Source organism: Nocardioides eburneiflavus, from assembly GCF_004785795.1.
In the GTDB taxonomy this organism is placed as follows: Bacteria; Actinomycetota; Actinomycetes; order Propionibacteriales; family Nocardioidaceae; genus Nocardioides; species Nocardioides eburneiflavus.
Map to the genome: position 1 here is coordinate 1,927,342 of NZ_SRRO01000001.1, position 25,910 is coordinate 1,953,251.

A 25,910-nucleotide genomic window follows, 5' to 3' on the forward strand; every position below is an offset into this window, starting at 1 on the left:
CAAGCAAGGCTGGACAAACCTTCAACCACCCCTGCGGCACAATCGAGGAATGAAGCGACGGGGGCGTCACCGTGCAGCAGTGGTGGCATGCGCGCTCGTCGCCTCCGCCTGCACCTCCGCGCCTGCCGACGCCCCGGGTGACCGTGTCGAGCCCATCGTGCCGCCGGCGAGCAGCAGCGCCACCACCGAGCCGGCTCGCGAGGGCGAGGTCACCCTGGCCTTCGGCGGCGACGTCCACTTCGAGGGAGGGGTGGCTCGGCTCCTCGAGCGTCCCCGTCAGGGCCTTGGCGCGATCGGACGGACGCTTCGGGCCGCCGACGTCGCGATGGTCAACCTCGAGACGCCAGTGACGCGGCGCGGACGTCAGGACCCCAAGGAGCTCGAGAACGCCGGCGACCGCTACTGGTTCCGTACGGGTCCCCGAGCCCTGGACGTGCTCGGCGCGGCCGGCGTCGACGTCGTCAGCGTCGCCAACAACCATGCCGGTGACTACGGCTCCGTCGGCCTCGAGGACACCCTCGCCGCCGGGCGCGAGCGCGGCATCGCCATGGTCGGCGCCGGTCGCGGTGCCGCGGCGTACGCCCCCCACGTCGTCGGGGTGGGCGACCTCGAGGTCGCGTTCCTGGCCGCCGACGCGGTCCAGCGCGAGGGGGCCAGCGACGTGTGGTCGGCCCGGCCGGGCGTCCTCGGAACTGCGTCCGCGCGCGGGAGCAACGCCGCAGGGCTCGTCGCCGCGGTCGAGGCGGCCGCGGCGCGGGACCAGCTCGTCGTGGTCTACCTCCACTGGGGCAAGGAGTACCAGTCGTGCCCCACCCAGTCGCAGCGCCTGCTCGCCCGCGAGCTGGCCGACGCCGGAGCCGACGTGGTGGTGGGCAGCCACTCCCACGTCCTCGGTGGGGCGGGCTGGGCGGGCGACACGCTCGTGGCCTACGGGCTGGGCAACTTCGTCTGGTACCACGACCGGCAGGCGCAGACCGGCGTCCTGTCGGTCACCCTCGACGCCGAGGGCGTCATCGGCAAGTCGTGGACCCCGGCCCGGATCTCGTGGACCGACGGCCGGCCGGTGCCGGTGACGGGCGCCGACCGGACGCGCGCGGTCGCGGACTTCCGTGCACGCCAGCGCTGCACCGGCCTGGCCGCCGAGCCGGGTCGCGCGCAGGCGGACGACCCGGCGTACGAGTCGTCGGTCCGCCGGATCGACGCCGCCCTCGCCGAGCGGATGCGCCGGAGCCACAGGGCCGGCTGCCCGGTGCCGCTCCGCGACCTGCGCTACCTCCGGATGACGCACCGCGACTTCAGCGGCCGTGCCCGCACCGGCGAGATGGTCGTGCACCGACGCTTCACCGGTGAGGTGCGCGAGCTCTTCGGTCGCCTGTACGCCGCGGGCTGGCCGATCGCGCGGATGCAGCTCGTCGACGACTACCGCGCCGACGACGACCTGTCGATGGCCGCCAACAACACCTCCGGGTTCAACTGCCGGCGCGTCGCGGGTCAGACGAGCTGGTCGCAGCACGCCTACGGCGAGGCGATCGACATCAACCCCGTGCAGAACCCCTACGTCCGGGACGGACGGGTGGACCCGCCGGCCCGCCGACCGTTCGCGGCGATCGACCGGAGGCGCGCGGCCCCCTTCCGGCTGGGCGTGATCAGGAACGAGGACCTGGTGGTGAAGGCGTTCGACCGCATCGGCTGGGCCTGGGGCGGCTACTGGGTGTCGTCGAAGGACTACCAGCACTTCGCGGCGCGCAGGCCCTAGGTGTGGTCGCCGGCAGCGGTCCCGGCGATCGCCTCGGAGAGCGGGACGTGCTCGCGCGCGTCGGCCGCGGCCTGTGCGAGAAGCCGCCGGGCCAGCGTTCCTTGGTTGTCGCTGAGCGCGCACTGCGCTGCCCGCCAGCGGCAGTACGCCGCGTCATGTGGGGCCTCTAGCCTGTCCCATGCGGTCGCAGCAGCCGTCCAGGCGGCGACGGACTCCGATCCCGTCAGCGCCGCGGTGTCCGCGACGAGGGCGGCCCGCTGGGCTGCCAGGTTCGGGTCGTCCCCGACGGCCGCCCCCACGAGTCCGCACCGCTTCGCCAGGTCGCGGAGCCGGGCGACGTGTCCAGAGGCGCCGCGGTGTGAGGCGAGCCTGGCAGCAGCGACCAGGGCGGGCGCCACGAGCCGGAGGGGCGCGGTGCCGGCGACGTCGTCGAGCTGGCCGAGCACGTGGTCCAGCGTCGGCTGCTCGGACCCGGTCCACAGTGCGACGTCGGCGGCCCACGTGAGGAACTCCAGGTCCCGCGGCGCGCTCGTCGACGGCTCTGCACAGATCTGGGCGATCCGGCTCGTGGCCGCCCCAGCGAGTCCGAGCCGTGAGTCGATGACCGCCCGCGCCGCGTGCAGCGGCCAGTGGTCGGCGTCCCACGGCGCGTCGGACGGCGTGGCGACGACCTGCTCGGCCTCGGCGACGCGGCCGCCGCGCAGGAGCGAGAAGGCGACGTTGACGCGGACCAGCATCACCTGGGGGTTGTCGAAGTCGTGCTCGCGCGCGACGGCCAGCGCAGCCCGACCGGCGGCGACGACGGCGTCCGGTGGCGCGCCGGTGGTCAGCAGCATGTCCGTGGCGTAGACGCCGAGCCGTACGTCACCGAGCGGGTCGTCCCGCGCGCCGGAGTCGGGCCCGGCGCTCGCGAGCAGCGCCAGGCCCCGCTCGACGTCGCCGGCGATCCCGGTGTGCCAGGCGACGCGCATCAGTGCGTCGCGCAGCAGGACGGGGTCGCCGAGCTCGCGGGCGGCGACGACCTCCTCGTCCGCCACTGCCCGTGACTCGGCCGACCGACCCATCGCGAAGAGCAGGAGCTGCTTCCGGTCGAGAGCCCGCACCTTCCCCTCACGGACGGGCAGGCGGTCGTGGATGGCCAGGGCCTCGTCGAGGAGCGCCAGACCGCTCTCGAAGCCTTCAGGGTCGCCGCGGTAGATCGAACGGCGGAACAGCAGGTCGGCACGGTCCCCTTCATCGGCCTCGGCCAGGCACGCGTCCGCGACCTCGCTCAGTGCTGCTGCCTCGTTGAACCGGAAGGAGGCGCGAAGCGCGTCCATCGCGCCCACGAGGGCCTGCGCCCGGGTGACGGGTGTGTCCGGCCGGAGCGACGCGTCTGCCGGCCAGATCTCGATGACACGGAGCCAGTGCTCGGCCTCCTGCCGTCTGTCGAACCGTTCGGCGGCGCGCCGGGCCGCCGGGACGCGCCACCGGAGCTCCTCGGCCGGCTCCCCGGCGCGCCGCCAGTGCTCGGCGACCTCGGCGGCCTCGGGGTCCGGACGTGCCCCGAGCGCCCGGGCGAGCGCCCGGTGGATCGGTCGGCTCTCTCCTGCGACCAGACGCCTCTGGACGGCCTCGGCCAGCAGTGGGTGCTCCAGCTCGGCGTGCTCGGCCGTGCTGGTCCGGAGCAGCCGCCGCGCGCGGAGCTCGTGCAGGATCGACGTGAGGTCGTCCCCGGCCAGGCCGCACACGGTCGCGAGCGGCGCCGTCGGCAGCGGACGCTCGGCCAGTCCGAGGGCGCGGACCACGGACCACGCACGCCCGGAGAGCCCGACCAGCCGACGGTCCAGCAGGTCGGCGAGGAGGTCCGGAAGTCCGGCCTCGTCGTCGAGGTGGGCGGCGAGCTGCTCGGTGAAGAGGGGTTGTCCCCGGGAACGCGCGTGGATGACGTCGACCTGCGCCGCGTCGGCACCCATCAGCGCGAGCTGGTGAGCGGTCTCGTCGCGGCTCAGTGCTCCCAGGGCGACGACGGTCGTGTCCTGGAGGCGGCGGACGCGTTCGAACCACTCCTGGGTCGAGCCGGGGGTGCCCGGATCTCCGGAGCGCCACGTGCCCACCAGCGGGACGGACGGCGTACGGCCGACCAGGTGCTCGAGCAGGTCCAGGGTCGCCGTGTCGGACCAGTGGAGGTCGTCGAGGAGAAGGACGGTGCGGCCGGTGGACGACAGGGCCTTCAGGAGCGAGGCGATCGCGCTGAAGAGCAGCACACGGTCGTCGTCCCGCACGCGGTCGCCGCTCGTCGCACCCAGCTCGGGCACGAGCGACGACACCGTCGGAGCGACGAAGGGAGGACAGGCGCCCACCACCTGCACGAAGCCCGGGGGATCCGCCTCGTAGGCAGACCCCAGGCAGTCCGCCACCGCCAGCAGCGGGATCTCGGTGGACAGGGGCAGGCACGCGCCTCGGGCGACACAGACGTCGGTCGTGGCTGCTGCGGCTCGGACGAGCGTGGTCTTGCCGATGCCGGCCTCGCCGGTGACGAGGAGCAGGCCGGTTCCGGTCTCGAGGTGGCGGCGTACGGTCTCGAGCTCGGCGCGGCGGCCGGCGATCCGTGGCGCGGGGGCGGGCGCGCCGTCGTCGGTCGGGGCGGAGGCGGCCAGCCAAAGCTCCCGGAAGTCCTGGACCGGGCCGTGCATCGCCTCGACGAGGAGCTCGAGGGTGCCCCACGACGGGAGCGCGGGCTGGGAGAACGTCTTGGAGACGGTGGTGTGCGAGACCCCGGTCTCCTTGGCGAGGGCGCGGAGGGACGGCCAGCCGGCGCGGTGGTGGAGGTCGTGGAGCCGGGCGACGAGGTCGCGGTGCGGACCGGGGGGCAGGTCGGGGCTCGGGAGGGCGCTCATCGGCGGCCTGCTGCGGTCGCGGCGATGGCGCGGGAGAGCGGGACGTGCTCGCGCGCGTCGGCTGCCGCGCGCTTGAGGAGCCGGGCCGCGATGGTGCCCTGTCCCGAGCGCAGCGCGGACTGCGCGGCCCGCCAGCGGCAGTACGCAGCGTCGTGCGGGCGCGCGAGACGGTCCCACTCGAGCGCGGCGCGGACCCACGGAGACTGGTCGACGGCCTCCATGATCCGGCCCAGCTCGCCCTCCCACTGGTGCCGGACGGCACGGTGGGATGCCTCGACGCCGGCAGCGTCGAACGGCTGGCGGCGGGCGCGGGCGCACCACGCGAGCGCGGCTGCGTGGGCGGTACGCCGCCGGTCGACGTCGTCCGTGGCGCCGAGGGCGTCCGCCGTCGCTCGGGCGAAGCAGGTGAGCAGGTCGCCGTGGTAGCGCGTGTCGTCCGCGGCCACCACGACCCCCAGCCCCTCGTCGAGGAGGCGGACGGCCTCGTCGACATCCCCGGCCCACAACCTGGTCTCGGTCTCCAGGCAGAGGCTCTGTGCCCAGAACAGGTCGTGGGCGGCCTCACGTTGGGCAGCGCGGGACCGAGCGAGGCCGAGGTCGACCTGTCCGCGGCGCACCTCGACGACGGCCATCGCCTGGTGCGGGAGCCACGTGATCGCGCTCGGCGGCCGGCGCGTCACGGGCTCGAGCACGGTGGCGGCCGACGAGACGTCACCGGCGCGCAGGCACGACCAGGCGAGGTTCGTGCGTAGGAGTGACACGACCCACGTGTCGTTGAGTCCCCCCTCCTCCGCCGCGAGGAGCGCGCCGCCGGCGGCGTCCATGGCCTGCACGGGTGCGGCCCCGAGGCCGAGCAGGACGTCGGTGGCGTTGACCGCCACGAGCAGCCGGGACGTCAGGTCGTCGGGGTCACTCGCACGTGCCCGTGCCTCGGTGACGGCCAGTGCGCCCTCGAAGTCGCCCTGACGGACGAGGGCGACGAGGTCGTGCGAGAACCGCAGCGAGCCGAGGCGGGCATCGTCCACCCCGGCGAGGTGGGTGAGCGTGGCCTCGGTGTCGCGGAGGGCGCGTGCCGTGCGCCCCGCCTGCACTAGGGTCCAGAACCGGGACACGGCGGCCTCGACGAGACCGGCTGACGGCGGCAGGCGCAGGAGGAGGTCGTGCGCGTCGTCCAGGAGCCGCATCGCGGTCTCGTGCTCACCAACTTCGTACAGCACGTCGCCGGCCTGCTGGAGCAGGTGCACCCGAGCCTCGTCCGCAACCTCGAGCGCGAGTGCCCGGTCGGCAAGGCGCCGCGCGGCCACGAGGTCGGCGACCTCGACCGCGGCGCGCATGGCGTCGCGGAGCATGATCCAGAGGGGCGGCCCGTCGCCGGGGCCAATGGTGTCGTGCAGCTCCAGCGCGCGCAGCCACGACTCCAGCTCGTCACGCAGGGCCAGCCTCTCGTGCGCGTGGCGGGCTGCGGCGACCCGGCAGTCGAGCTCACGGTCGGGCCGGCCCGCGGCCTGCCAGTGGGCGGCCAGCTCGGCCTCGGGCGCGTCGCCGGACTCCGTCAGCGCCTGCGCCAGTGCGCCGTGAAGGGAGCGCGCCTCCCCGGGGAGCAGGCGACGTCGCACGGCCTCGGCGATCAGCGGGTGGGCGAGCGCGACCTCGTCGGTGGGCGACGTGCTCACCAACTGGGCTGCGCTGAGGTCGCGCAGGCCCCGCCGGAAGGCACGTGTCGCGACGCCTGTGACGCGTTCGAGGACCTCGACCGGCAGCCAACGGTCCGCGACACCCATCACGGCGGCGACCGAGCCGGCACGCCCCGACAGCCGGTCCAGGCGATGGCCCAGGTAGGAAGCGAGCTGCTGTGGGAGCTCATCGGTGTCGTCGGGCAGGAGGGCGAGCTGCTCGGAGAAGAGTGGGTGGCCGCGTGAGCGAGCATGGATGCGGGCAGCGCGGTCGTCGTCCGTGCCGGGGACCAGGAGGCGCACCTGCTCGACCGTCTCGTCGGCCGACAGGGTGCTCAGCCCGATGACCCGGACGTCGCTGGTGCGCCGCACCCGGTCGAGCCACTCCAGGCGCCCGGTGCGGACGTCGGGGTCCGCCGTCCGCCAGGTGCCAACGAGCGGCACCTCGGAGCCGTGGGTCAGGTGGTGCTCGAGCCAGTCCAGCGAGGTGAGGTCTGCCCACTGCAGGTCCTCGACCAGCAGGCGGCATGAGGCGGTGGTCGCGAGTGCCTCCGTCATCTCGGAGAGAGCCACGAGCTGCCGCATGCCGGCGAGCTGGTCGTCGACGGGGATCGCCTCGAGCTCGAGGTCGGGGACCAGGCGAGCCAGGGACGTCTGCAGTGACGACGGCAGCAGGGCGAGGGCGTCGTCGAACCGCTCGCGACCGGCGCGCCTCGCGGCCCGGATCGCGTCGATCACGGGCATCAGGGGAACCTCGCCCGACAAGGGCAGGCAGTTGCCCCGCGCGACCAGCACGGCGCTGCTCGCAGCGGCAGCGCGGACCAAGGTGGTCTTGCCGATGCCGGCCTCGCCGGTGACGAGGAGCAGGCCGGTTCCGGTCTCGAGGTGGCGGCGTACGGTCTCGAGCTCGGCGCGGCGGCCGGCGATCCGTGGCGCGGGGGCGGGCGCGCCGTCGTCGGTCGGGGCGGAGGCGGCCAGCCAAAGGTCCCGGAAGTCTTGGACCGGGCCGTGCATCGCCTCGACGAGGAGCTCGAGGGTGCCCCACGACGGGAGCGCGGGCTGCGAGAACGTCTTAGAGACGGTGGTGTGCGAGACCCCGGTCTCCTTGGCGAGGGCGCGGAGCGACGGCCAGCCGGCGCGGTGGTGGAGGTCGTGGAGCCGGGCGACGAGGTCGCGGTGCGGACCGGGGGGCAGGTCGGGGCTCGGGAGGGCGCTCATCGGCGGCCTGCTGCGGTCGCGGCGATGGCGCGGGAGAGCGGGACGTGCTCGCGCGCGTCGGCTGCCGCGCGCTTGAGGAGCCGGGCCGCGATGGTGCCCTGTCCCGAGCGCAGCGCGGACTGCGCGGCCCGCCAGCGCGCGTAGGCCGCGTCGTGCGGTGAGCACAGGTCGTCCCATGCGCTCGCAGGGCGCGTCCAGTGCTCGACGGTGTCGTCTCCGTCGATGCGGAGCACCTCGGCATCCCACGTGGCCGCCGCCGCGTGTCGCGTGATGGGCGCTGCTGCCGGCGCGAGCGGGTCGACGACGGCGCGCCGTCGCAGTCCGGTGAGGGTGGTACGAAGTTCCCGCCGGCGCTCCGGATGCTCGACCGCGAGGTCGGCAGCCGCGCGGGCGAGGAGGGCGAACGAGAGCCCGGTCTCGCGCACCACGACGTCGTCGAGGACTGCCTCGACTGCGGTCGACAGGCTCGACCAGGCCGGCTCGGGCTGTCCCAGCCACAGGTGTGCGACAGCGATCCAGTGAGTCCTGTTCAGCAGGTTCTCCTCGGAGCCCCCGACGATCTCCAGCCCGGTGAAGATCTCCAGCGAGTCGGCCGGCCTCCCCTCCGCGACGGCGATCTGTCCGGACATCCACCCGACCGGCCAGTGGTCGTACGAGCCGGAGGTCGGGATCCCCTCCAGCGTGCGAGCAGCCTCGTCCACACGACCAGCCTTGTAGAGCGCCTCGACGACGTTGGCGCGGGTGATCGTGAGGAGGTGGAAGTCCATGTCCCACTCCCGCCCCACGGCGACAGCGGTCTCGGCCGCGGCCATGACCTCCTCGGGAGGTCTCCGGTGCTTGATCAGCGCGTCGGTGTGCATCATGCCGACGTACGCCTCCGTGCGCGGGTCGACGGCATCGGGCACCCGCTGGCGTGCCTCGCGCAGGATGCGGAGCGCCCCGTCGAGGTCGCCGGTGCAGGCCGTGTGCCATGCCAACGTCGCCGAGGCGACGAGGACGAGCGTGTCGTTGCTCAGCTCCTCGCAGGCGGTGAGCGCGCGGGTGAGGGCGTCGAGCGCCTCGTCGTCGCGCCCGAGGTCCAGGAGGTGGTTCGCCCGGAGGTCGAGGGTCTTGACCAGCCCCTCGCTCGCCCCGTGCGGCTGGAGCAGCGCCAGGGCCCGGTCGGCCAGTGCCAGGCTGCTCCCGACGTCGTCGCCCAACCAGTCCGCTGACATCGACATCCGCCGGAGCACCTCTGCCGCCCGGTAGGGGTCGAGATGGTCGACCGCCGACATGGCGGGCTCGAGCAGCTCCGCGCCCTCGCGGAGCCGCCCGCCGAGCTCCAGCGCGTCGAAGGCCGCCACACGTGCGTCGACCTCGTCGAGGTCCGCGTCCGGCACGGCCGGGAGGAGCTCCAGGGCACGCCTCCACTGCTCCGCCTCGGCGATCGGGGAGGTGCGCGCATGCGCCTGACGGGCGGCTCGTACGCGCCACTCGATCTCCGCGCGGGCGTCCCCGGACTTTCGCCAGTGCTCCGCCACCTCCGCGGGGTCCGCGTCCGGCCGCCTGGCCATCGATGCAGCAAGGGCGCCGTGCCAGAGCGCTTGCTCGCCCGGCATCATGTGCTCCCGAGCAGCCTCGGCGAGCAAGGGGTGTCGGAGCTGTGCGACGTCGCCGCGCCCGATCAGCAGGTGGTGCTCGGCGAGCTCTCGCATCGTGCCGACGAGCGTCGGGCGATCCAGTCGCGCCACCTCGAGGAGCACGTCCGGCGGGAGACCACGATCCGCCACTGCGAGGGCGTTCGCCACGGCGCTGGCGGTGGGGCCAAGTCCGGTCATGCGGCGCTGGAGCACCTCGGCCAGGCGCCGCGGCACCGCCGTGTCCTCGTCGCCCTGGCTGGCCAGCTGCTCGGTGAACAGCGGGTGGCCCTGCGTCCGCGCGAACAGCCGGGCTCCGCGCGACGGGTCGGGTGTGCGGCCCTCCAACAGTCGCAGCTGCTCGAGCGTCTCGTCGCACGAGAGCTCGGCCAGCTCCACGACCCGGGTGGTCAGCCTGTCGACACGGTCCCTCCACGCACGATGCTCGGACGTCGTGCTCGCGTCCGCCACGCGCCACGTGCCGACGACGGGTGGGCCGCCTCCCCGCGACAGCTGGTGCTCGAGCAGGTCGAGCGTGGTCAGGTCGGACCAGTGCAGGTCCTCGATCAGCAGGGCGACCGGTCGCAGGTCCGCGAGAGCTGCGAAGAGGTGCGTGATCGACGCGAGGAGATGTTGACGCGCGAACTCCCGGTCGTCGACCTCGACACTCTCGCGACTCAGAGCAGGCAGGAGTCGGGCGAGGGACCGGACGACGTGGCGCGGGACCCCGTCGATTGCTGCGGAGACCCACTGCCCGTCGTCGACCTGCTGCACGGCACCGAGCAGGTCGACCACCGGCATGAGGGGCACGTCGGTGGACAACGGCAGGCAGTGACCGATGGCGACGAAGGCGTCGCTCGTGTCGGCTGCGGCTCGGACGAGCGTGGTCTTGCCGATGCCGGCCTCGCCGGTGACGAGGAGCAGGCCGGTTCCGGTCTCGAGGTGGCGGCGTACGGCCTCCAGCTCGGCGTGGCGACCCGCGATCCGAGGGGCCGGGGCGGGCGCGCCGTTGGTGGGGGTGGAAGCGGCCAGCCACAGCTGGTGGAAGAGTGTCGTGTCCCCCTCCATCGCCTCGACGAGGAGCTCGAGGGTGCCCCACGACGGGAGCGCGGGCTGCGAGAACGTCTTGGAGACGGTGGTGTGCGAGACCCCGGTCTCCCTGGCCAGGGCGCGGAGCGACGGCCAGCCGGCGCGGTGGTGGAGGTCGTGGAGCCGGGCGACGAGGTCGCGGTGCGGACCGGGGGGCAGGTCGGGACGGGGGAGCGCGCTCATCGGCCGGTCCTGGCGGTCTCGGCGATCGCTCGGGAGAGTGGCACGTGCTCGCCTGCGTCGGCTGCTGCCTTCTTGAGCAGGCGCGCTGCGAGGGTGCCTTGGCCATGACGCAGGGCGGCCTGGGCTGCGCGCCACCAGCAATATGCTGCGTCGTGGGGTCGGTGTAGGCGGTCCCAGCCGCGTGCCGCCGCCATCCACTGGTCGGCGGTGTCGGCCTGGTCACCTCTCGCCAGTTCCGCGTCGGCTGACCGTCGCCAGGGGCTGACGTCGGGGTCCTTGTTGCGAGCCAGCTGGGATCGCGCATAGAGGTCGCGCACGGTCACACGCGACGGGTCGTTCCTACCTGCGGACTCTGCCGCTGCTCGGGTGGCCGCGACGAGCGCCGACGCGACGACCCGGGCCGGGGCTGTGTCCACGACCGCATCGAGGTCTCGCAGCAGCCGGTCCAGCACGACCTCCGAGGTGCCGTTCAAGAAGTGCACGTGGGCGAGGGCGCTGACCTCCTCGAGGTCGACCTCGCCGTCCGCGACGATGTCGGGCAGCAAGGACTCGATGCGTGCGACTGCGAGCGCGGTCTCTCCGGACACCGCCTCCAGCTCGGCTCGGACGCTGTGCACGGGCCACCGGTCGGGATCCGGGGGCTCGTGGCTCTCGACACCGAGGAGTGCCGACGCGCCGCGGACGTCACCGGCCCTGAGGTGCGCGGTGGCGAGGTTCGCCCGCAGGATCAGGGCGAGGTTGTTGTCGATTCCCCAGGCCTCGGCGATCCCGAGACCCCACCGCCCCGCGCGCTCGACGTCGTCGACCGTGCCGCCGTTGAGGAGATGCAGGTCGGTGAGCATCACGCACTGCCGCACGTCGCCCGGGGGATCGGCGCCTTCCGGCACCAGGTCCCGTCCTCGCGCGAGCAGGGCCGTCGCCTGATCGAGGTGACCGTCCGCGCCCTCGTGCCAGGCGAGGGTGCTGAGGGCATATCGAGCGGACCGGGCGTCACCCAGCTGGGTTGCCGCCGCAGCGCCCTCGCGGGCCAGGTCGTGCGCCTGTCGATAGTCTCCCAGCGACATCAGCAGCCACCGCTTGTGACTGATGGCGTGGACCAGACCGCTGCTGGGCGGCAGGCCGCGGTACAGATCGAGCGCCTGCTCGATCAGCGTCATGCCGACTGTCAGCCCGTCACGATCACTGCGGTACTTGGCGGCCCGACGCACGACCTCCGCCCGTGTCGCGGCGTCGAGGCCGGCGAGCATGCCCTCGGTGACCTCGCTCAGCTCGGCAGCTCGGTGCCACTGGAGTGACTCGTCCAACGCGTCGATGGCGGCGAGGTAGGCATGAGCACGCGTCATCGGCGGATCGCCGACCAGCGTGTCGTCGCTCGGCCAGAGGTCGAGTGCGCGGCACCAGTGCTCGGCCTCCTGCGCCCAGTCAAAGGCCAGGGCCGAGCCCGTCGCGGCCCGCAGTCGCCACTCGAGCTCGCGCTCCCGGTCCCCCGCGCCCTTCCAGTGACTGGCGATCTCTGCCGCCCGCGCGTGGACAGCAGCACCGAGAACTGTGGCCAGACGCTCGTGCTGGTCGGCGGCCTCGCCCGGCACCAGGCGTCGACGCACGGCGTGAGCCAGCAGCGGGTGCCGCAGCTGGGCTGATCCACGAGCCGGATCGACGTCGATCAGCAAGCGGTCCCGGAGCGCGTGGAGAGTGCCAGTGAGGGCTTCGCCATCGAGCCCGGTCGAGGCTGCAAGATCCTCGGGGGCCAGTGACCGGTCCGCTACGCCGAGTGCACGCACCACCCGCCACGCGTCCTGGTCAAGTCCGTCGAGACGCGCGTCGAGGACGTCGTCCAGCAGCGCGGGCGCGTGGGAGTCCTGGGTCGCCAGCTGTTCGGTGAAGAACGGGTGTCCGAGGGTGCGGTCGAAGATCCCGTCCATCGCCGCCTCGTCGGAGTGACCCAGCAGGCGGAGCTGCTCGGCGGTCTCCGCCCTCGTCAGCGGGCCGAGAGCCAGCACGGACACCTCCCCGCTGCGCCGCAGCCGTCGGTGCCACTGCCGTGAGCTCTCGGGCACATCCGGGTCGTCGCGCCGCCACGTGAGCACGGCGGGCAGTGGTGGACGTCGCACCAGCAGGGTCTCAATCAGGTCGAGGGTGGCGCCGTCGGCCCAGTGCAGGTCCTCGAGGACGAACGCGATGCGACCCGTTCCCCCAAGTGACAGCAGTGCCAGACCGACGGCGCTGTAGAGGCGCTGACGGGTCCATGGGTCCTCGTGGCCCGAGGGGTCGGAGACGTCCTCCAGCTCAGGCACGAGGCGAGCCAGGGACGTCGTCACGAAGGCCGGGCACGACGCCAGCGCGCTGGTGATCAGTTCTCGGTCGTGCTCGTGGATCGCCCGCAGCAGGTCGGCGATAGGCAGCAAGGGGACCTCCACCGACAGCGGGAGGCAGGCGCCCACGGCGACGAACGGTGTGCTGGCTGCGGCCGCAGCGTCGACGAGCGTGGTCTTGCCGATGCCGGCCTCGCCGGTGACGAGGAGCAGGCCGGTTCCGGTCTCGAGGTGGCGGCGTACGGCCTCCAGCTCGGCGTGGCGGCCGGCGATCCGTGGCGCAGGAGCGGGTGCACCGCCGTCGGTGGGGGTGGAAGCGGCGAGCCACAGCTGGTGGAAGAGTGTCGTGTCCCCCTCCATCGCCTCGACGAGGAGCTCGAGGGTGCCCCACGACGGGAGCGCGGGCTGGGAGAACGTCTTGGAGACGGTGGTGTGCGAGACCCCGGTCTCCTTGGCGAGGGCGCGGAGCGACGGCCAGCCGGCGCGGTGGTGGAGGTCGTGGAGGGCGTCGTTGAGCACTCGGGTCGGTCCCGTCAGAGCGGGTCGTGGCAGTGCACTCATGGGGTCCTCCATCACCCACGTACAGGTCGAGGATCCTCTCGCTGCGGTGCTCGGGCAACCCGATAAGTGGGCAGCTGTCAACCTTCGTCAACCCTCGTCAACCGCCTGTCCGGCGGGCCGACTGTGGAGCTCCTGACAAGGACGGGCGCACCGCCCGCAGACCGAGGAGACCACCATGAACACGAACACCCGCACCAGGATCGCCCGCACCGCCGCGTTCGCCGTCGCCGCGAGCATCACCGCTGTCACCACGACGGCCGTCGCCCCGCCGACGACCGCCTCCGCCCCCGACGAGGGGCGTCCCTGCTTCATCGTCCAGCCGCGGTGGAACACCGCCGTCGACGGTCCCGTCCCGACCTGCGCCACCCCGGCGTGGCAGGGGACCGGTACCCACCGCGAGGAGGCGCCCGCAGTGGCCACCATCGCCGACTGCGTGGACCCCACCCACCGGCCCGTCGTGAAGACCTGTCCGTACCCCATCAAGTCCGGGGACCGGTTCACGGAGTACTTCGAGACCGAGGACGTCGTGGTCGAGGACGGCCGCGTGCGGATCCGGCCCTGACGCTCGTCATGGTCGTGCGGGCGGCGCGATCGCTAGGCTCCTCCCATGGGGGAGATCGAGAACCGCCCGCATGACCCGTCGCAGATGCGCATCTCCGACGCCGACCGGCAGCGCGTCGCCGACGTGCTGCGCGACGCCGCCGGAGAGGGCCGCCTCGACCTCGACGAGCTCGAGGAGCGGCTCGAGCTGACCTTCCGGGCCAAGACCTACGGCGAGCTGGTGCCCATCACGCTCGACCTCCAGGCGACCGGCCCCGTGCCGCACCCGCACCCGGGTGCGGCGCCGGTGCGACATACGCCGTCGTCTGTGCCCGCGGTCGGCCACAACTCGTCGGTCGCGATCATGAGCGAGTGCAAGCGGCAGGGCGTGTGGTCCGTGCCCGAGCACCACAGCGCGTTCGCGATGATGGGCGGGGTGGTCATCGACCTCCGGCAGGCGCAGCTCTCCGCCCACGAGACGCTCATCAACGCCAGCGCGGTCATGGGCGAGGTCAAGGTGATCGTGCCCGCCGACATGCACGTCGTGATGGACGGCACCCCGATCATGGGCGAGTACAGCCAGGCCAAGGACAAGGTCGCCGCCGACATCGGCCCGGGCTCACCCGTCGTGCGGATCCGCGGGATGGCGCTGATGGGCTCCGTGACCGTGCAGCGACAGCCTGCGCCCGGCACCCCGAAGAAGTACCTCGGGACCTACTGACCCGCTACGGGCTCACCGGGTGCGCCGCAGCACCACCGCCTGCCACGGCTCGAGCCGCCCGGTGCGCGGGTCGTCGCTCCCGCCCCGGACGTTGTCGAGCAGCACCTCGGCCTCCGACCATCCGGTGAGGTCGAGGTCCGCACGGATCGGGTCGGCGCCGAAGTTGGCCAGCACCAGCAGCTCCTCGTCGTCGAGCGCTCGGGTGAAGGCATAGACGCGCTCGTCCTGGGGCAGCAGCATCGTGAAGTCACCGAGCGCGACGACCGGCACCTCGTGGCGCAGCCGCACCAGGCGCCGGTAGTGGTGGAGCACCGAGTCCTCGTCGGTGGTCGCCGCCTCGGCGTTGACCTCCACGTGGTTCGGGTTCACCGCCAGCCACGGGCGTCCGGTGGTGAAACCGCCGTGGGGCGACGCGTCCCACTGCATCGGCGTACGGGCGTTGTCCCGGCCGCGTGAGCGGAGCGACGCCAGGACGTCGTCGGGGTCGGCGCCGAGGCCCACGGCCTGCTCGTGGTGGTTGAGCGACTCGATGTCCTGGAAGTCCTCGATGCCGCCGAACGGGTGGTTCGTCATCCCGAGCTCCTCGCCCTGGTAGACGTACGGCGTGCCGCGGTGCAGGTGCAGGACGGTGCCGAGCAGCTTGGCCGAGCGCTCGCGCCACTGCCCGTCGTCGCCGAAGCGGGAGACCGCGCGCGGCTGGTCGTGGTTGTTCCAGTAGAGCGAGTTCCACCCGACGTCGGCCAACCCGGTCTGCCAGCGGCCGAGCACGGTCTTGAGCGCCACCAGGTCGAAGGGCAGCAGGTCCCACTTGGTGCGGGCGTGGTCGACGCCCATGTGCTCGAAGGTGAAGACCATGTCGACCTCTGCGCGGATGGGGTCGGTGAAGAGCAGCGCCTCCTCCACCGTCACGCCGGGCATCTCGCCGACGGTCAGGACCTTCCGGTCGCGTCCGGCCAGGACCTCGCGGTGCATCTCGGCGAGGAACTCGTGGATGCGCGGGCCGTTCATCACGTGGGGCGTGCCGTCACCCAGGACGCCGGCGTGGACGATGCCGTCGGGGAGGGAGGTGTCCTTGGAGATCAGGTTGATGACGTCCATCCGGAACCCGTCGACACCGCGGTCGAGCCACCAGCGCATCATCGCGTACACCGCCTCGCGGACCTCGGGGTTCTCCCAGTTGAGGTCGGGCTGCTTGCGGGAGAAGAGGTGGAGGTAGTACTCACCGCTCGCCGCGTCGAGCTCCCACGTCGACCCGGAGAAGAAGCTCTCCCAGTTGGTCGGCTCGGCGCCCGGGTCGCCGGCCGCCATGCCTGCGCGGGGCGGGCGCCACCAGTACCAGTCGCGCTTCGGGTCGTCGAGGGAGGACCGCGAGGCGACGAACCAGGGGTGCTCGTCGCTGGTGTGGTTGACGACGAGGTCCATCATCAGCCCCATGCCTCGCTCGTGGAGCGCGGCGACGAGCTCGTCGAGGTCGTCGAGGGTGCCGAAGGCGGGGTCGACGTCCTGGTAGTCGCTGATGTCGTAGCCGGCGTCGTCCTGCGGTGAGGGATAGATCGGCGACAGCCACACCACGTCGACGCCCAGCAGCTCGAGGTGGTCGAGGCGGCCAATGAGCCCGCGCAGGTCGCCGATCCCGTCGCCGTCGGAGTCGGCGAAGCTGCGCGGGTAGACCTGGTAGACGACCGCGGTGCGCCACCAGTCCTCGTCCGTGCGAGTCGCGTCGGTGGGTGAGGTCATGTGCGCTCCAGGTGGACGAGGGTCACGGTCTCGGGCCGTCGGCGCGGGATCCAGTAGCCGCGCGTGCCCAGCACAGCACCCCGCACCCCGGTGCCGTCGGTCGGGCCGGGCTGCGGCAGGGCGACGGACCTGCTGACCGCGCGATGGTCGACGGGACCGACCCAGGCCAGGTCGTACGCCGCGTCGGCGACGAGGCCGGGCACCCGCACCACCGTGCCCCGGTTGCTCGCGGACTCGTCGAGCTGGACGTGCGCGAGCAGGGCCTCGCCGCCGTCGACGGCCACCACGCCGTGGAGCAGCACGGCGGGGTCGGCCGACTCCGGGCGCACCACGCGGCCGGAGTGCAGCAGCGGGCGGAAGCGCTTGTGGAGCCCCACCCAGCCTGCCAGCGCGTCGAGCTCGTCCTCGGCCGCGGTGCTGAGGTCCCACTCGACGCCGAAGGCGCCGAACAGCGCCGTCGCCGAGCGGAAGTCGAGGGTGAAGCGTCGCCCGGACTGGTGCGCGACCGGTGCGCTGACGTGGGCGCCGAGATACTCCGGCGCCACCAGCTGCGTCGTCCAGCGCTGGATGTGCTGGCGCGCCAGGGCGTCGGTCATGTCGGAGGTCCACACGCGCTGGGTGCGCTCGATGACGCCGAGGTCGATGCGGCCGCCGCCGGAGGCGCACGACTCCCAGTCGATGCCGGGGTGCAGCTCGCGCAGCGAGTCGAGGAGGCGGTAGAAGGCGAAGGTCTGCGCGCGCACGGCCGCGGCGCCGCTGCGGACGCCCGAGCCGGCTTCGAGGAGCTCGCGGTTGTGGTCCCACTTGACGTAGTCGACGGGCGCCGACGACAGCACCGCGTGCACCCGGTCGTGCACGTGCTGCCAGACCTCCTCGCGCGACAGGTCGAGGACGAGCTGGTGGCGGTGCAGCTGCGGCACCCGGTCGCCCGTCGAGAGGATCCAGTCGGGGTGGGCGCGATAGAGCTCCGAGTCGGGGTTGACCATCTCGGGCTCGAACCACAACCCGAACTGCATCCCGAGCCCGCGCACGTGGTCGGCGATCGGCGTCAGCCCCTCGGGCCAGACGTCGGGGTCGACCCACCAGTCACCGAGTCCGGCGGTGTCGTCGCGCCGGCCGTGGAACCAGCCGTCGTCGAGCACGAAGCGCTCGATCCCGACCCGCGCGGCCCGGTCGGCGATCTCGTGCAGGCGCGCGAGGTCGTGGTCGAACCACACGGCCTCCCAGACGTTGAGCACGACGGGCTGGTGGTCGGGGTGCGCGGGAAGGGACCGCTCGTAGGTGTGGAACGCCGCCGCCAGTCCGTCGAGGCCGTCGTCCGAGGCGCCGAAGACGACCCACGGGGACGTGTACGCCTCGCCCTGCGCCAGCACGACCTCGCCCGGCTGGAGCAGCTCGCCCCCGCCGAGGGTGGTGCCGAGGTCGGGCGAGCGCTCGACCCGGAAGCAGCTGTTGCCGCTCCACGCGACGTGGACCCCGAGCACCGTGCCGGTGCGGGTGTCGAACCCGCGCGAGCCGAGCACGGCGACCGTCGCGCCGCCCAGGCCCGGTCGTCCCTCCCGGCCCTCGCGCAGCCACAGCCCGTCGGTGACCTCGTGGCGCTGCGGCGTGCGCTCGCCCTCGTGGCGCCCGGTGAAGTCGAGCAGCTCGACCAGGTCGTCGGGGGCCGGGAGCACGACCTCGAGCCCCGTCAGCACGTAGCTGCCCGGGCCCGTGCTGCGTACGGTGTGCCGCCCGCGCAGCAGCCCGCCGGGCAGCGCCTCGAGCTCGGTGGTGAGGCCGAGCCCGGCGGCGTCGTCGGCGGCCGTCACGACCAGTCGCTGGTCGGTCTGCTCCACGTCGTCGAGGAGGAAGCGCGTGGACCATGCCGCGTCGGAGCCCGGGGCGGCCGTACGGTGCCCGCGCAGGTGCGGGCGGGTGAAGAGCTCGTGGGCGTGCTCGCCCAGCAGGGGGACCCCGGGCCCGCGGAAGGTGGACGGATAGCCGCTCGGCCCGACCTCGTCGGGCGCGGCGACGCCGGCCCACAGGATCCGGGGCAGCATCTCGCCCCGTGCGTCGGACGGGAGGTCCAGCTCGAGGGTGAGCCGTGGCTCGGTCGAGGGACCGGGGGCAGGGAAGAGCATGGAGGTGCTGCTGCTCCTGTCGGGCACGGGGTCGGTCACGGGTGCACGACCCAGACGGTGGTGTCGGGCTCGACGACCTGGCCGTCACGGCTGGAGAGGACGACGCCCTCGGGCAGGGGCACGGCCGCGTCGCCGAGGTTGGCCAGGCACTCGAAGCGGTCGCCCCGGCGGAAGCGCAGGACGCCGTCGCGCGCCGGCAGCCAGTGCAGCCCGGGGGCGCGCAGGTCGTGGACCTCGCTCCGCAGGCGCAGCGCCGTGCGGTAGAGGTGGAGCATGGAGTCGGGGTCGCGCTGCTGCGCCTCGACGGTCAGGTCGGCCCAGTGCGCCGGCTGCGGCAACCAGGGATCGGCGGGGCCCGGCGAGAAGCCGAAGGGGGAACGGTCGCCGCTCCACGGCAGTGGCACCCGGCACCCGTCGCGGCCGCGGTGGCGGCCGCCGGACCGGACGAAGACCGGGTCCTGCAGGAGCGCCTCGGGGATGTCCTCGACCTCCTCGAGGCCGAGCTCCTCACCCTGGTAGAGGTAGGCGCCACCGGGGAGGGCGAGGGTGAGCAGCACGGCAGCTCGTGCGCGTCGCCGGCCCAGGTCGAGGTCGCCGGCGCCGAAGCGGGTGAGGTGCCGGGTCTCGTCGTGGCTCGACATCGCCCACGTCGCCGGCGCGCCGATGGGCTGCAGGGCGGCGAGCGTACGGTCGATGACGTCGCGCAGGTGCTCGGCGTCCCAGGGGGCGTGGACCCAGTCGAAGTTGAACGCGGTCTGGATCTCGTCGGGTCCGAGGTAGCGCGCGAGGCGCTCCGGCCCGTTGACCACCGCCTCGGCGACCAGCACCTGCTCGCCGGGGTGCGCGTCGACCACGCGACGCCAGCGGCGGAAGATGTCGTGCACCGTGTCGACGTCCCAGTGCGGGTTGCCCTCCCAGGTGGCGGTCTCGAAGCGCGTGGGGTCGGGGTAGTCGAAGGGCGGATAGCCGGGCACCTTGGCCATAGCCGGTGCGGCATCCAGGCGGAAGCCGTCGACGCCGCGCTCGAGCCAGAACCGCAGCACGTCGTCGAAGGCCTCGCGCACGCCCTCGTCGTCCCAGTTGAGGTCGGGCTGCTCGGGCGCGAAGAGGTGCAGGTACCACTGCCGGGGCGTACGGCCGTCCTCGACCGGCGACCACGCCGACCCCCCGAACGCGCTGATCCAGTTGTTGGGTGGTTCCACGCCGCCCGGGCCGCTGCCGTCGGCGAAGTGGTAGCGCGCCCGCGCCGGTGATCCCGGCCCGGAGGCGAGCGCGGCACGGAACCACTCGTGCTCGGAGGACGAGTGGTTGGCGACGAGGTCGACGATCACCTTCAGGCCCAGCCGATGGGCCTCGGCGATCATCATGTCGGCGTCCTGGAGCGTGCCGAACCGCGGGTGGATGTCGCAGTAGTCGCTGACGTCGTAGCCGCCGTCGGCCATCGGGGAGGGGTACCACGGAGCGACCCACACGGCGTCGACGCCCAGGTCCGCCAGGTAGGGGAGGCGGGCCGTGATGCCGGGGATGTCCCCCTCACCGTCGCCGTCGGCGTCGGCGAAGCTGCGGGGATAGATCTCGTAGATGACGGCGTCGCGCCACCAGGGCGCGCGGGCGGGAGCCTCGGTCACGAGGATCCTTTCCAGTCGAAGGGATGTGCCTCGGCCGGTGGGCGGCCGGGGGCGTCCCGGCCGACCCACCCAGTGCGGGTCAGCCCTTGACCGCGCCCGCCGTCATGCCGCGGACGAAGAACCGCTGCATGAAGAGGAACACCACGATCGGCAGGACCATCGACAGGAATCCGCCGGCGGTGATCAGGTGCTGGCCGGATCCGGCCTGTCCCATCAGGTTGTTGCGCAGCGCGACGGTGATGGGCGCGTTGCCGCCCGGGCCGACGAAGATCAGCGCCACGAGCAGGTCGTTCCAGACCCACAGGAACTGGAAGATCGCGAACGCGGCCAGGGCCGGAACCGACATCGGCAGCACCAGCCGGAAGAAGGTCTGGAAATGGCTGGCACCGTCGATCTTCGCCGACTCGATCACGCTCTTGGGCAGCGTCGCCATGTAGTTGCGGAGGATGTAGATCGCCAGCGACATCCCGAAGCCGATGTGCGCCAGCCACACGGCTGGGAAGGTGCCGGCGATCTGCAGGTCGCCGTAGATCCGCAGGATTGGCACGAAGGCGATGTAGTTGGGCACCACCAGCAGGCTCACGACGGCCAGGAACAGGAAGTTGCGGCCGGGGAACTCCATGAACGCGAAGGCGTACGCCGCGAACGCTGCGACCAGGATCGGGATGAAGGTCGCCGGCAGCGTGATCGCCAGGCTGTTGACGAACGCCTGGCCGAGGCCGCCCTGGTCGATGGCGGTCTGGTAGTTGTCGAAGGACATCCGGCCCCAGGCCGACGGCGTCCAGAACAGCGTCCACCAGCCGGTCTCGTTGGCGTCGTCCCGGGGGCGGAAGGAGGTGAGGAAGAGCCCGATCACGGGCACGATCCAGAGGAAGCAAAGGACGAACACCACGATCCGGGCGAACCATCCGGCCTTCTGTGGCTGTCCCTCTCGCGAGGAGACGCGCTTGCGGGTCTTCGGGGTGGGCGTGGCCGCCCCCATCGTGGTCTGTGTCTGGGTCATGCCATCGACTCCTCACGACGGAAGTTGCGCACCTGGTACACCATGATCGGGATGGTGGCGAGCATCAGCAGCACGACGATGGCTGCGGCTGCGCCGTTGTTGAAGTTGGTGAAGAGCTGGTTGAAGAACTCGTTGCCGATGACGTTGGTGTTGGCCTGGCCGTTGGTCATCACGTAGACGATGTCGAAGATCTTCATCACGCCGATCAGGGTCGTGACGTAGACGGTGATGACGGTGCCCCAGATCTGCGGGACGACCACCCGGAAGAAGATGGCCCGCTCGTTGGCGCCGTCGATGCGCGCCGCCTCGAGGGTGTCCTCGGGGACGCCCTTGACCGCGGCGGAGAGCAGCACCATCGAGAAGCCGGTCTGGGCCCACAGCAGCATCACCATCAGGAAGAAGCTGTTGAGCCTGAAGTCGCTGACCTGCAACCACGCCACGGGGTCGAAGCCGAGTGCGGTGATGATGGCGTTCTGCAGGCCGATCTGCTCGCGCCCCTCGGGGCGGTAGTTGTAGATCAGGCCCCACACGGTGCCGGCGCCCACGAAGCTGATGGCCATCGGCAGGAAGATGATCGTCTTGGAGGTGTTCTCCCACGTGGGGTTGAGCCGGTCGGCCAGGACGGCCATCGCTAGTCCGAGCACCACGGTCATCGCCGGGACGACGGCCATCCAGAGCAGCGTGTTGAAGAGGGTGTCCTGGAAGTTGCTGCTCTGCAGCAGCCTCGTGTAGTTGTCGAGTCCGACCCACGCGGTGCTCTGCGCGTTGGCGAAGCTGAAGACGATGGTCTGCACGGCCGGATAGACGAGGTAGAAGACCAGGGCTGCGTAGGCGGGGAGGATGTAGAAGTACGGCTTGAGCCGGTGCTCCCACCGCCCGGGCAGCACCTCGGCCAGCTTGTTGAGCAGCCAGTAGAGGATGACGGCGGCGCCGACACCCACACCGACGGTGATCAGGGCGTTGAGGATCTTCAACAGCATGTGTCCTGCTCCTGGATCGGGGGCACGTCCGGGGAACTGCTGGTCCGTACGGGGCGGGGACGACCGGGCGGCTGCGCCGACCGTCCCCGTCCCGTCGGGGAGGCGATCAGCTGGCGGGCCAGCTCTCGTCGATGTTGGTCAGCGTGGTGTCGAGGTCCTGTCGTTCCTGGATCCACGCCGTCATCTCCTTCCAGAAACTGCCGGCCCCGACCTCGCCCGGCATCAGGTCCGAGCCGTCGAAGAGGAACTGGTCGGACTGGTAGGCGACGTCGGCGATCTGCCGGGTCAGGTCGCTCGGGTAGAGCGAGGTGTCGAACTCCGTGTGGGGCGAGATGAAGGAGCTGTTCGGAGCCGCCTCGGTGCCGAGCTCGACGTCGGCCAGGATCTGCATCATCGCGCGTGAGTCCTCGTTGTCGAGCAGCAGCGTGGCCAGGTCGCCGCCGCCCAGCACGGGGGCGTCGGTGCCGGCCTCGGCCGGCGGGAACCCGAAGACGCCGACCCGCTCGTCGACGTTGTCGACGACGTCCTGCGGCATGAAGTCCGCGGAGACGACGAAGTTGCCCTGCTTGAACATCCAGCAGCCCGGGTCGTCCTGCCACATGGTGTCCTCTGCCTCACCGAAGGCCACGCTCGCGATGGAGCCGCGCCCACCGGGCACGCTGCCATCGGCCAGGACGGTCTGCTCCATGTAGTCGGCAGCCTGCCGAACCACCTCGGAGTCGAACTTGACCTCGTTGGCGACCCACTGGTTGTACTCCTCGGGACCGCCGAAGCGCATGATCAGGTCCTCGAACCAGTCGGTCACCGGCCAGCCGGTGGCCGCGCCCGACTCGATGCCGAAGCACCAGGGCGTCTCGCCGTCGCTCTTCATCTGGTCGGTCAGCTCGGCGAGCTCGTCGAGGCTCTCGGGAGCCTTGAAGCCGGCCTCGTCCCACGCCTGCTTGTTGTAGAACACCAGGCTCTTGACGTTCATGCTGATCATCAGGCCGTACTGGGTGCCGTCGATCTGGCCGGCCTCCAACGTGCCGGGCGTCATGTCGGAGAGCGCGTCGGCCGGGACGATGTCATCGGTCAGCTCGACGGCCTTGCCGCGGTCGACGATCTGCTTGATGACGCCGGGCTGGGGGATGACGGCGATGTCCGGCGGGTCGTTGGCCTGGATGCGGGTCAGGATCAGCTGGTTGATGTTGTCGACGCGCTCGATGTTGACCTCGATCCCGGCGGCCTCGGCCTCCTCCTCGATCTTGGCCTTCAGCCCCTCGAAGACGAGCGGGTCGGTCGTGGCGAGGATGTCGACGACGCCGTCGTCGCCACCAGCGCTACCGCCGCCACCTCCTCCGCCGTCGTCGCCGAGGCAGCCGGTCGTGGTCAGTGCCAGCGCGGCCGCGGTCGCGGCGAACGCCGTGCGGCGCCGGGTCGAAGTCATTCGCATGAGGGTGCCTCCTCGGATGGCGGGACCTCTGTCCCGCGCGTCCTGATTGTCGTAGTGTGACGTCCACCACTGCTGAATCGAATCAGCCGCATCATGTTCGGCCCGCGGTCCCGGTGTCAAGCGACAGGAAGGACACGAACAGGTCACGGGTCCCGATCGACAGCGGCAGGCTCTGCCGCGCGCTTCTGGGGCGCGCAACGACGAGAAGAGGGAACGCAGTGGAGACCCGACGCGTGATGCTGGCCGACGTCGCGGCCGAGGCCGGGGTGTCCACCACCACCGCCTCGTACATCCTCAACGGCCGGGCTGCGCAGATGCGGATCGCTCCGGAGACGGACCAGCGGGTGCGTGCTGCCGCCGCCCGGTTGGGCTATCGGCCGAACCGCAGTGCGCGCAGCCTGCGCACCCGTCGTACGGCCACGATCGGGCTGGTCTCGGACCAGATCGCGGGGGAGCAGTACGGCAGCAGCATGCTGACGGGCGCGAGCCTGGCCGCCCGCGAGCTCGACCACGTGGTCGTGATGGGTGAGAGCGGCGGCGACCCCGAGCTCGAGCGGCTGCTGCTGGAGGAGATGCGCGAGCGCGACGTGGACGGGGTCGTGTACGCCACCCGCACCGCGCGCACGATCCACCTGCCCGACGCGCTGCGCGGCGTCCGGTCGGTGCTGCTCAACTGCGAGGCCCGCGACGAGCGGTACGCGGCGGTGCTGCCCGACGACGAGGGTGGAGGCCGTGCGGCCGCGGCCACGCTCGTCGCCGCGGGCGTCTCGGACGTCTGGGTCGTGGGGGAGGACCCCACGCCCGAGGCGACGGCCGGCCCGCGACGGATGGCGGGGATCCGGGCGGGGCTCGCCCAGGCGGGCCTCGACCTCGCGGGGGTGGTCGCCTGTGACTGGTCGGTCACCGAGGGTTTCGCCGCCACCAGCCGATGGTTGGCACGAGGCGTGCGCGCCGAGGGGCTGGTCTGCATGAACGACCGGGTCGCGATGGGCGTCTACCAGGCCCTCGCCGAGGCGGGGCTGCGGGTGCCCGACGACGTGAGCGTCGTGTCCTTCGACGGCTCGGCGATCGCGGGGTGGCTGCGGCCGGTGCTCACCTCCGTCCAGCTGCCCTTCACCGAGCTCGGCGCGCTCGCCGTACGCCGTCTCCTCGACCCCGACGACCACGGCGGCACCGACTCGGTGCCGATGGCGGTGCGCCACGGGGGCTCGGTGCGCACCGCTCGAGGTGGCACCGCGTGAGACGGCGGGCCCGCACCATTGCCCCGGTGGGAGCCGGGCCCTACTGTGACCTCGGGGTCTGTGACCCCGGTCACTTCACTACGGATCGTCCGGCACGTACCTGCCGGTGAAGGAGCAGACAATGGCAACAGTGACGTTCGAGAAGGCGCAGCGGTGGTATCCCGGCGCCGACGAGCCGGCCGTGCCCGGCATCGACCTCGAGATCAAGGACGGCGAGTTCATGGTGCTCGTCGGGCCCTCGGGCTGCGGCAAGTCCACCACCCTGCGCATGCTCGCAGGGCTCGAGGAGGTCAACGACGGGAAGATCTACATCGGTGACCGCGACGTGACCAACGTCCCGCCCAAGGACCGCGACATCGCGATGGTGTTCCAGAACTACGCGCTCTATCCGCACATGTCGGTCGAGGAGAACATGGCGTTCTCGCTCAAGATGGCCAAGGTGCCCGCGGCCGAGCGCAAGGAGCGCGTCGCCAAGGCGGCGGAGATCCTGCAGCTCACCGAGTACCTCGAGCGCAAGCCCAAGGCGCTCTCGGGCGGCCAGCGCCAGCGCGTCGCCATGGGTCGCGCGATCGTCCGGGCGCCGCAGGTGTTCTGCATGGACGAGCCGCTGTCCAACCTCGACGCCAAGATGCGCGTCGCGACCCGGACCGACATCGCCCGGCTCCAGCAGGACCTCGGCGTCACCACCGTCTACGTCACCCACGACCAGGTCGAGGCGATGACGATGGGCGACCGGGTGGCCGTGATGAAGCTCGGCGTGCTGCAGCAGGTCGACACGCCGTTGAAGCTCTACGACAAGCCCGCCAACCTCTTCGTCGCCGGGTTCATCGGCTCGCCGCAGATGAACCTGCTCGAGGGCGTGGCTGCCGAGGACGGCACCGTCAAGGTCGGGGGCTACAAGGTTCCCGTCGACCCGACCGCCGAGCGCAAGATGTCGGGCAAGATCACCGTCGGCGTACGTCCCGAGAACTGGCGGCTCGTGACCGCCGAGGAGGGTGGCCTCCCGGTGAAGGTGACGGTGGTGGAGGAGCTCGGTGCCGACAGCTTCGTCTACGGCACCTGCGACGTCGAGGGCGTGCCGTCCAACGTCATCGTGCGCATCTCCGGCCGGCACCACCCGCACAAGGGCGAGACGCTCTACGTCACGACCGACCCCGAGCACGTGCACGTGTTCGACACCGAGTCGGGGGAGCGCCTCTCCGAGTGACCGGCTCGTCC

15 protein-coding genes are annotated in these 25,910 nt (G+C 72.1%); 5 read left to right on the forward strand and 10 right to left on the reverse strand.

Going from position 1 to position 25,910, the window contains the following annotated elements:
• The first annotated feature begins 49 nt into the window (after positions 1-49).
• Entirely contained in the window at positions 50-1,756 is a 1,707-nt protein-coding gene (locus tag EXE59_RS09070; RefSeq protein WP_135838611.1) for a CapA family protein, read from the forward strand.
• Here EXE59_RS09070 and EXE59_RS09075 read toward each other — a convergent pair.
• The 4 genes from EXE59_RS09075 to EXE59_RS09090 are packed head-to-tail and all read right to left on the reverse strand — an operon-like array spanning position 1,753 to position 13,287.
• Complete coding sequence (locus EXE59_RS09075; RefSeq protein WP_135838612.1) at positions 1,753-4,635, reverse strand: ATP-binding protein; 2,883 nt, start codon at positions 4,633-4,635, stop codon at positions 1,753-1,755. The two genes, EXE59_RS09070 and EXE59_RS09075, sit on opposite strands and share 4 nt — an antisense overlap.
• Complete coding sequence (locus EXE59_RS09080) at positions 4,632-7,526, reverse strand: ATP-binding protein (protein ID WP_135838613.1); 2,895 nt, start codon at positions 7,524-7,526, stop codon at positions 4,632-4,634. Before EXE59_RS09080 ends, EXE59_RS09075 begins: the two co-directional genes overlap by 4 nt.
• The gene (locus tag EXE59_RS09085) at positions 7,523-10,414 is read right to left on the reverse strand and encodes an ATP-binding protein (protein WP_135838614.1); all 2,892 of its coding nucleotides are present in this window, start codon (positions 10,412-10,414) and stop codon (positions 7,523-7,525) included. Before EXE59_RS09085 ends, EXE59_RS09080 begins: the two co-directional genes overlap by 4 nt.
• Positions 10,411-13,287 (reverse strand): ATP-binding protein, encoded by a 2,877-nt coding sequence (locus tag EXE59_RS09090; protein WP_168218462.1) that lies wholly within the window; start codon positions 13,285-13,287, stop codon positions 10,411-10,413. Before EXE59_RS09090 ends, EXE59_RS09085 begins: the two co-directional genes overlap by 4 nt.
• Positions 13,288-13,462: 175 nt before the next feature.
• On the opposite strand from EXE59_RS09090, the gene EXE59_RS09095 reads away from it, so the two are divergent.
• The gene (locus EXE59_RS09095; protein ID WP_135838616.1) at positions 13,463-13,849 is read left to right on the forward strand and encodes a hypothetical protein; all 387 of its coding nucleotides are present in this window, start codon (positions 13,463-13,465) and stop codon (positions 13,847-13,849) included.
• A 45-nt stretch (positions 13,850-13,894) separates the two neighbouring features.
• Positions 13,895-14,548 carry a DUF1707 SHOCT-like domain-containing protein gene (locus EXE59_RS09100; RefSeq protein WP_135838617.1) on the forward strand — a complete coding sequence of 218 codons (654 nt, stop codon included), beginning with the start codon at positions 13,895-13,897 and terminating at the stop codon, positions 14,546-14,548.
• Positions 14,549-14,560: 12 nt separating this feature from the next.
• Here EXE59_RS09100 and EXE59_RS09105 read toward each other — a convergent pair whose 3' ends face one another.
• The 6 genes from EXE59_RS09105 to EXE59_RS09130 form a co-directional block, all read right to left on the reverse strand.
• Complete coding sequence (locus EXE59_RS09105; RefSeq protein WP_135838618.1) at positions 14,561-16,285, reverse strand: alpha-glucosidase; 1,725 nt, start codon at positions 16,283-16,285, stop codon at positions 14,561-14,563.
• Positions 16,282-18,408: an alpha-galactosidase gene (locus tag EXE59_RS09110; RefSeq protein ID WP_135838619.1), complete on the reverse strand. Its 2,127-nt coding sequence runs from the start codon at positions 18,406-18,408 to the stop codon at positions 16,282-16,284. The genes EXE59_RS09105 and EXE59_RS09110 overlap by 4 nt, the downstream gene beginning before the upstream one ends.
• A 35-nt stretch (positions 18,409-18,443) precedes the next feature.
• Positions 18,444-20,036, reverse strand: a complete 1,593-nt coding sequence (locus EXE59_RS09115) for a glycoside hydrolase family 13 protein (RefSeq protein ID WP_246056655.1) — start codon at positions 20,034-20,036, stop codon at positions 18,444-18,446.
• A 79-nt stretch (positions 20,037-20,115) separates the two neighbouring features.
• Entirely contained in the window at positions 20,116-21,039 is a 924-nt protein-coding gene (locus tag EXE59_RS09120) for a carbohydrate ABC transporter permease (protein ID WP_246056657.1), read from the reverse strand.
• A complete protein-coding gene (locus EXE59_RS09125; protein ID WP_135838620.1) occupies positions 21,036-22,019 on the reverse strand; it encodes a carbohydrate ABC transporter permease in 984 nt (327 codons plus the stop codon). The genes EXE59_RS09120 and EXE59_RS09125 overlap by 4 nt, the downstream gene beginning before the upstream one ends.
• Positions 22,020-22,125: 106 nt before the next feature.
• The gene (locus tag EXE59_RS09130) at positions 22,126-23,445 is read right to left on the reverse strand and encodes an ABC transporter substrate-binding protein (protein WP_168218463.1); all 1,320 of its coding nucleotides are present in this window, start codon (positions 23,443-23,445) and stop codon (positions 22,126-22,128) included.
• A 224-nt stretch (positions 23,446-23,669) separates the two neighbouring features.
• Between EXE59_RS09130 and EXE59_RS09135 the strand changes: the two genes are divergently transcribed.
• Positions 23,670-24,692 carry a LacI family DNA-binding transcriptional regulator gene (locus EXE59_RS09135; protein ID WP_210428940.1) on the forward strand — a complete coding sequence of 341 codons (1,023 nt, stop codon included), beginning with the start codon at positions 23,670-23,672 and terminating at the stop codon, positions 24,690-24,692.
• A 121-nt stretch (positions 24,693-24,813) separates the two neighbouring features.
• The gene (locus tag EXE59_RS09140; protein WP_135838622.1) at positions 24,814-25,899 is read left to right on the forward strand and encodes an ABC transporter ATP-binding protein; all 1,086 of its coding nucleotides are present in this window, start codon (positions 24,814-24,816) and stop codon (positions 25,897-25,899) included.
• Positions 25,900-25,910 lie beyond the last annotated feature (11 nt).

What these genes read in the sequence shown, in the direction of transcription:
- EXE59_RS09070 (WP_135838611.1), top strand. Translation starts at nt 50, where the DNA reads ATGAAGCGACGGGGGCGTCACCGTGCAGCAGTGGTGGCATGCGCGCTC.
- EXE59_RS09075 (WP_135838612.1), bottom strand. Translation starts at nt 4,635, where the DNA reads ATGAGCGCCCTCCCGAGCCCCGACCTGCCCCCCGGTCCGCACCGCGAC.
- EXE59_RS09080 (WP_135838613.1), bottom strand. Translation starts at nt 7,526, where the DNA reads ATGAGCGCCCTCCCGAGCCCCGACCTGCCCCCCGGTCCGCACCGCGAC.
- EXE59_RS09085 (WP_135838614.1), bottom strand. Translation starts at nt 10,414, where the DNA reads ATGAGCGCGCTCCCCCGTCCCGACCTGCCCCCCGGTCCGCACCGCGAC.
- EXE59_RS09090 (WP_168218462.1), bottom strand. Translation starts at nt 13,287, where the DNA reads ATGAGTGCACTGCCACGACCCGCTCTGACGGGACCGACCCGAGTGCTC.
- EXE59_RS09095 (WP_135838616.1), top strand. Translation starts at nt 13,463, where the DNA reads ATGAACACGAACACCCGCACCAGGATCGCCCGCACCGCCGCGTTCGCC.
- EXE59_RS09100 (WP_135838617.1), top strand. Translation starts at nt 13,895, where the DNA reads ATGGGGGAGATCGAGAACCGCCCGCATGACCCGTCGCAGATGCGCATC.
- EXE59_RS09105 (WP_135838618.1), bottom strand. Translation starts at nt 16,285, where the DNA reads ATGACCTCACCCACCGACGCGACTCGCACGGACGAGGACTGGTGGCGC.
- EXE59_RS09110 (WP_135838619.1), bottom strand. Translation starts at nt 18,408, where the DNA reads ATGCTCTTCCCTGCCCCCGGTCCCTCGACCGAGCCACGGCTCACCCTC.
- EXE59_RS09120 (WP_246056657.1), bottom strand. Translation starts at nt 21,039, where the DNA reads ATGACCCAGACACAGACCACGATGGGGGCGGCCACGCCCACCCCGAAG.
- EXE59_RS09125 (WP_135838620.1), bottom strand. Translation starts at nt 22,019, where the DNA reads ATGCTGTTGAAGATCCTCAACGCCCTGATCACCGTCGGTGTGGGTGTC.
- EXE59_RS09130 (WP_168218463.1), bottom strand. Translation starts at nt 23,445, where the DNA reads ATGACTTCGACCCGGCGCCGCACGGCGTTCGCCGCGACCGCGGCCGCG.
- EXE59_RS09140 (WP_135838622.1), top strand. Translation starts at nt 24,814, where the DNA reads ATGGCAACAGTGACGTTCGAGAAGGCGCAGCGGTGGTATCCCGGCGCC.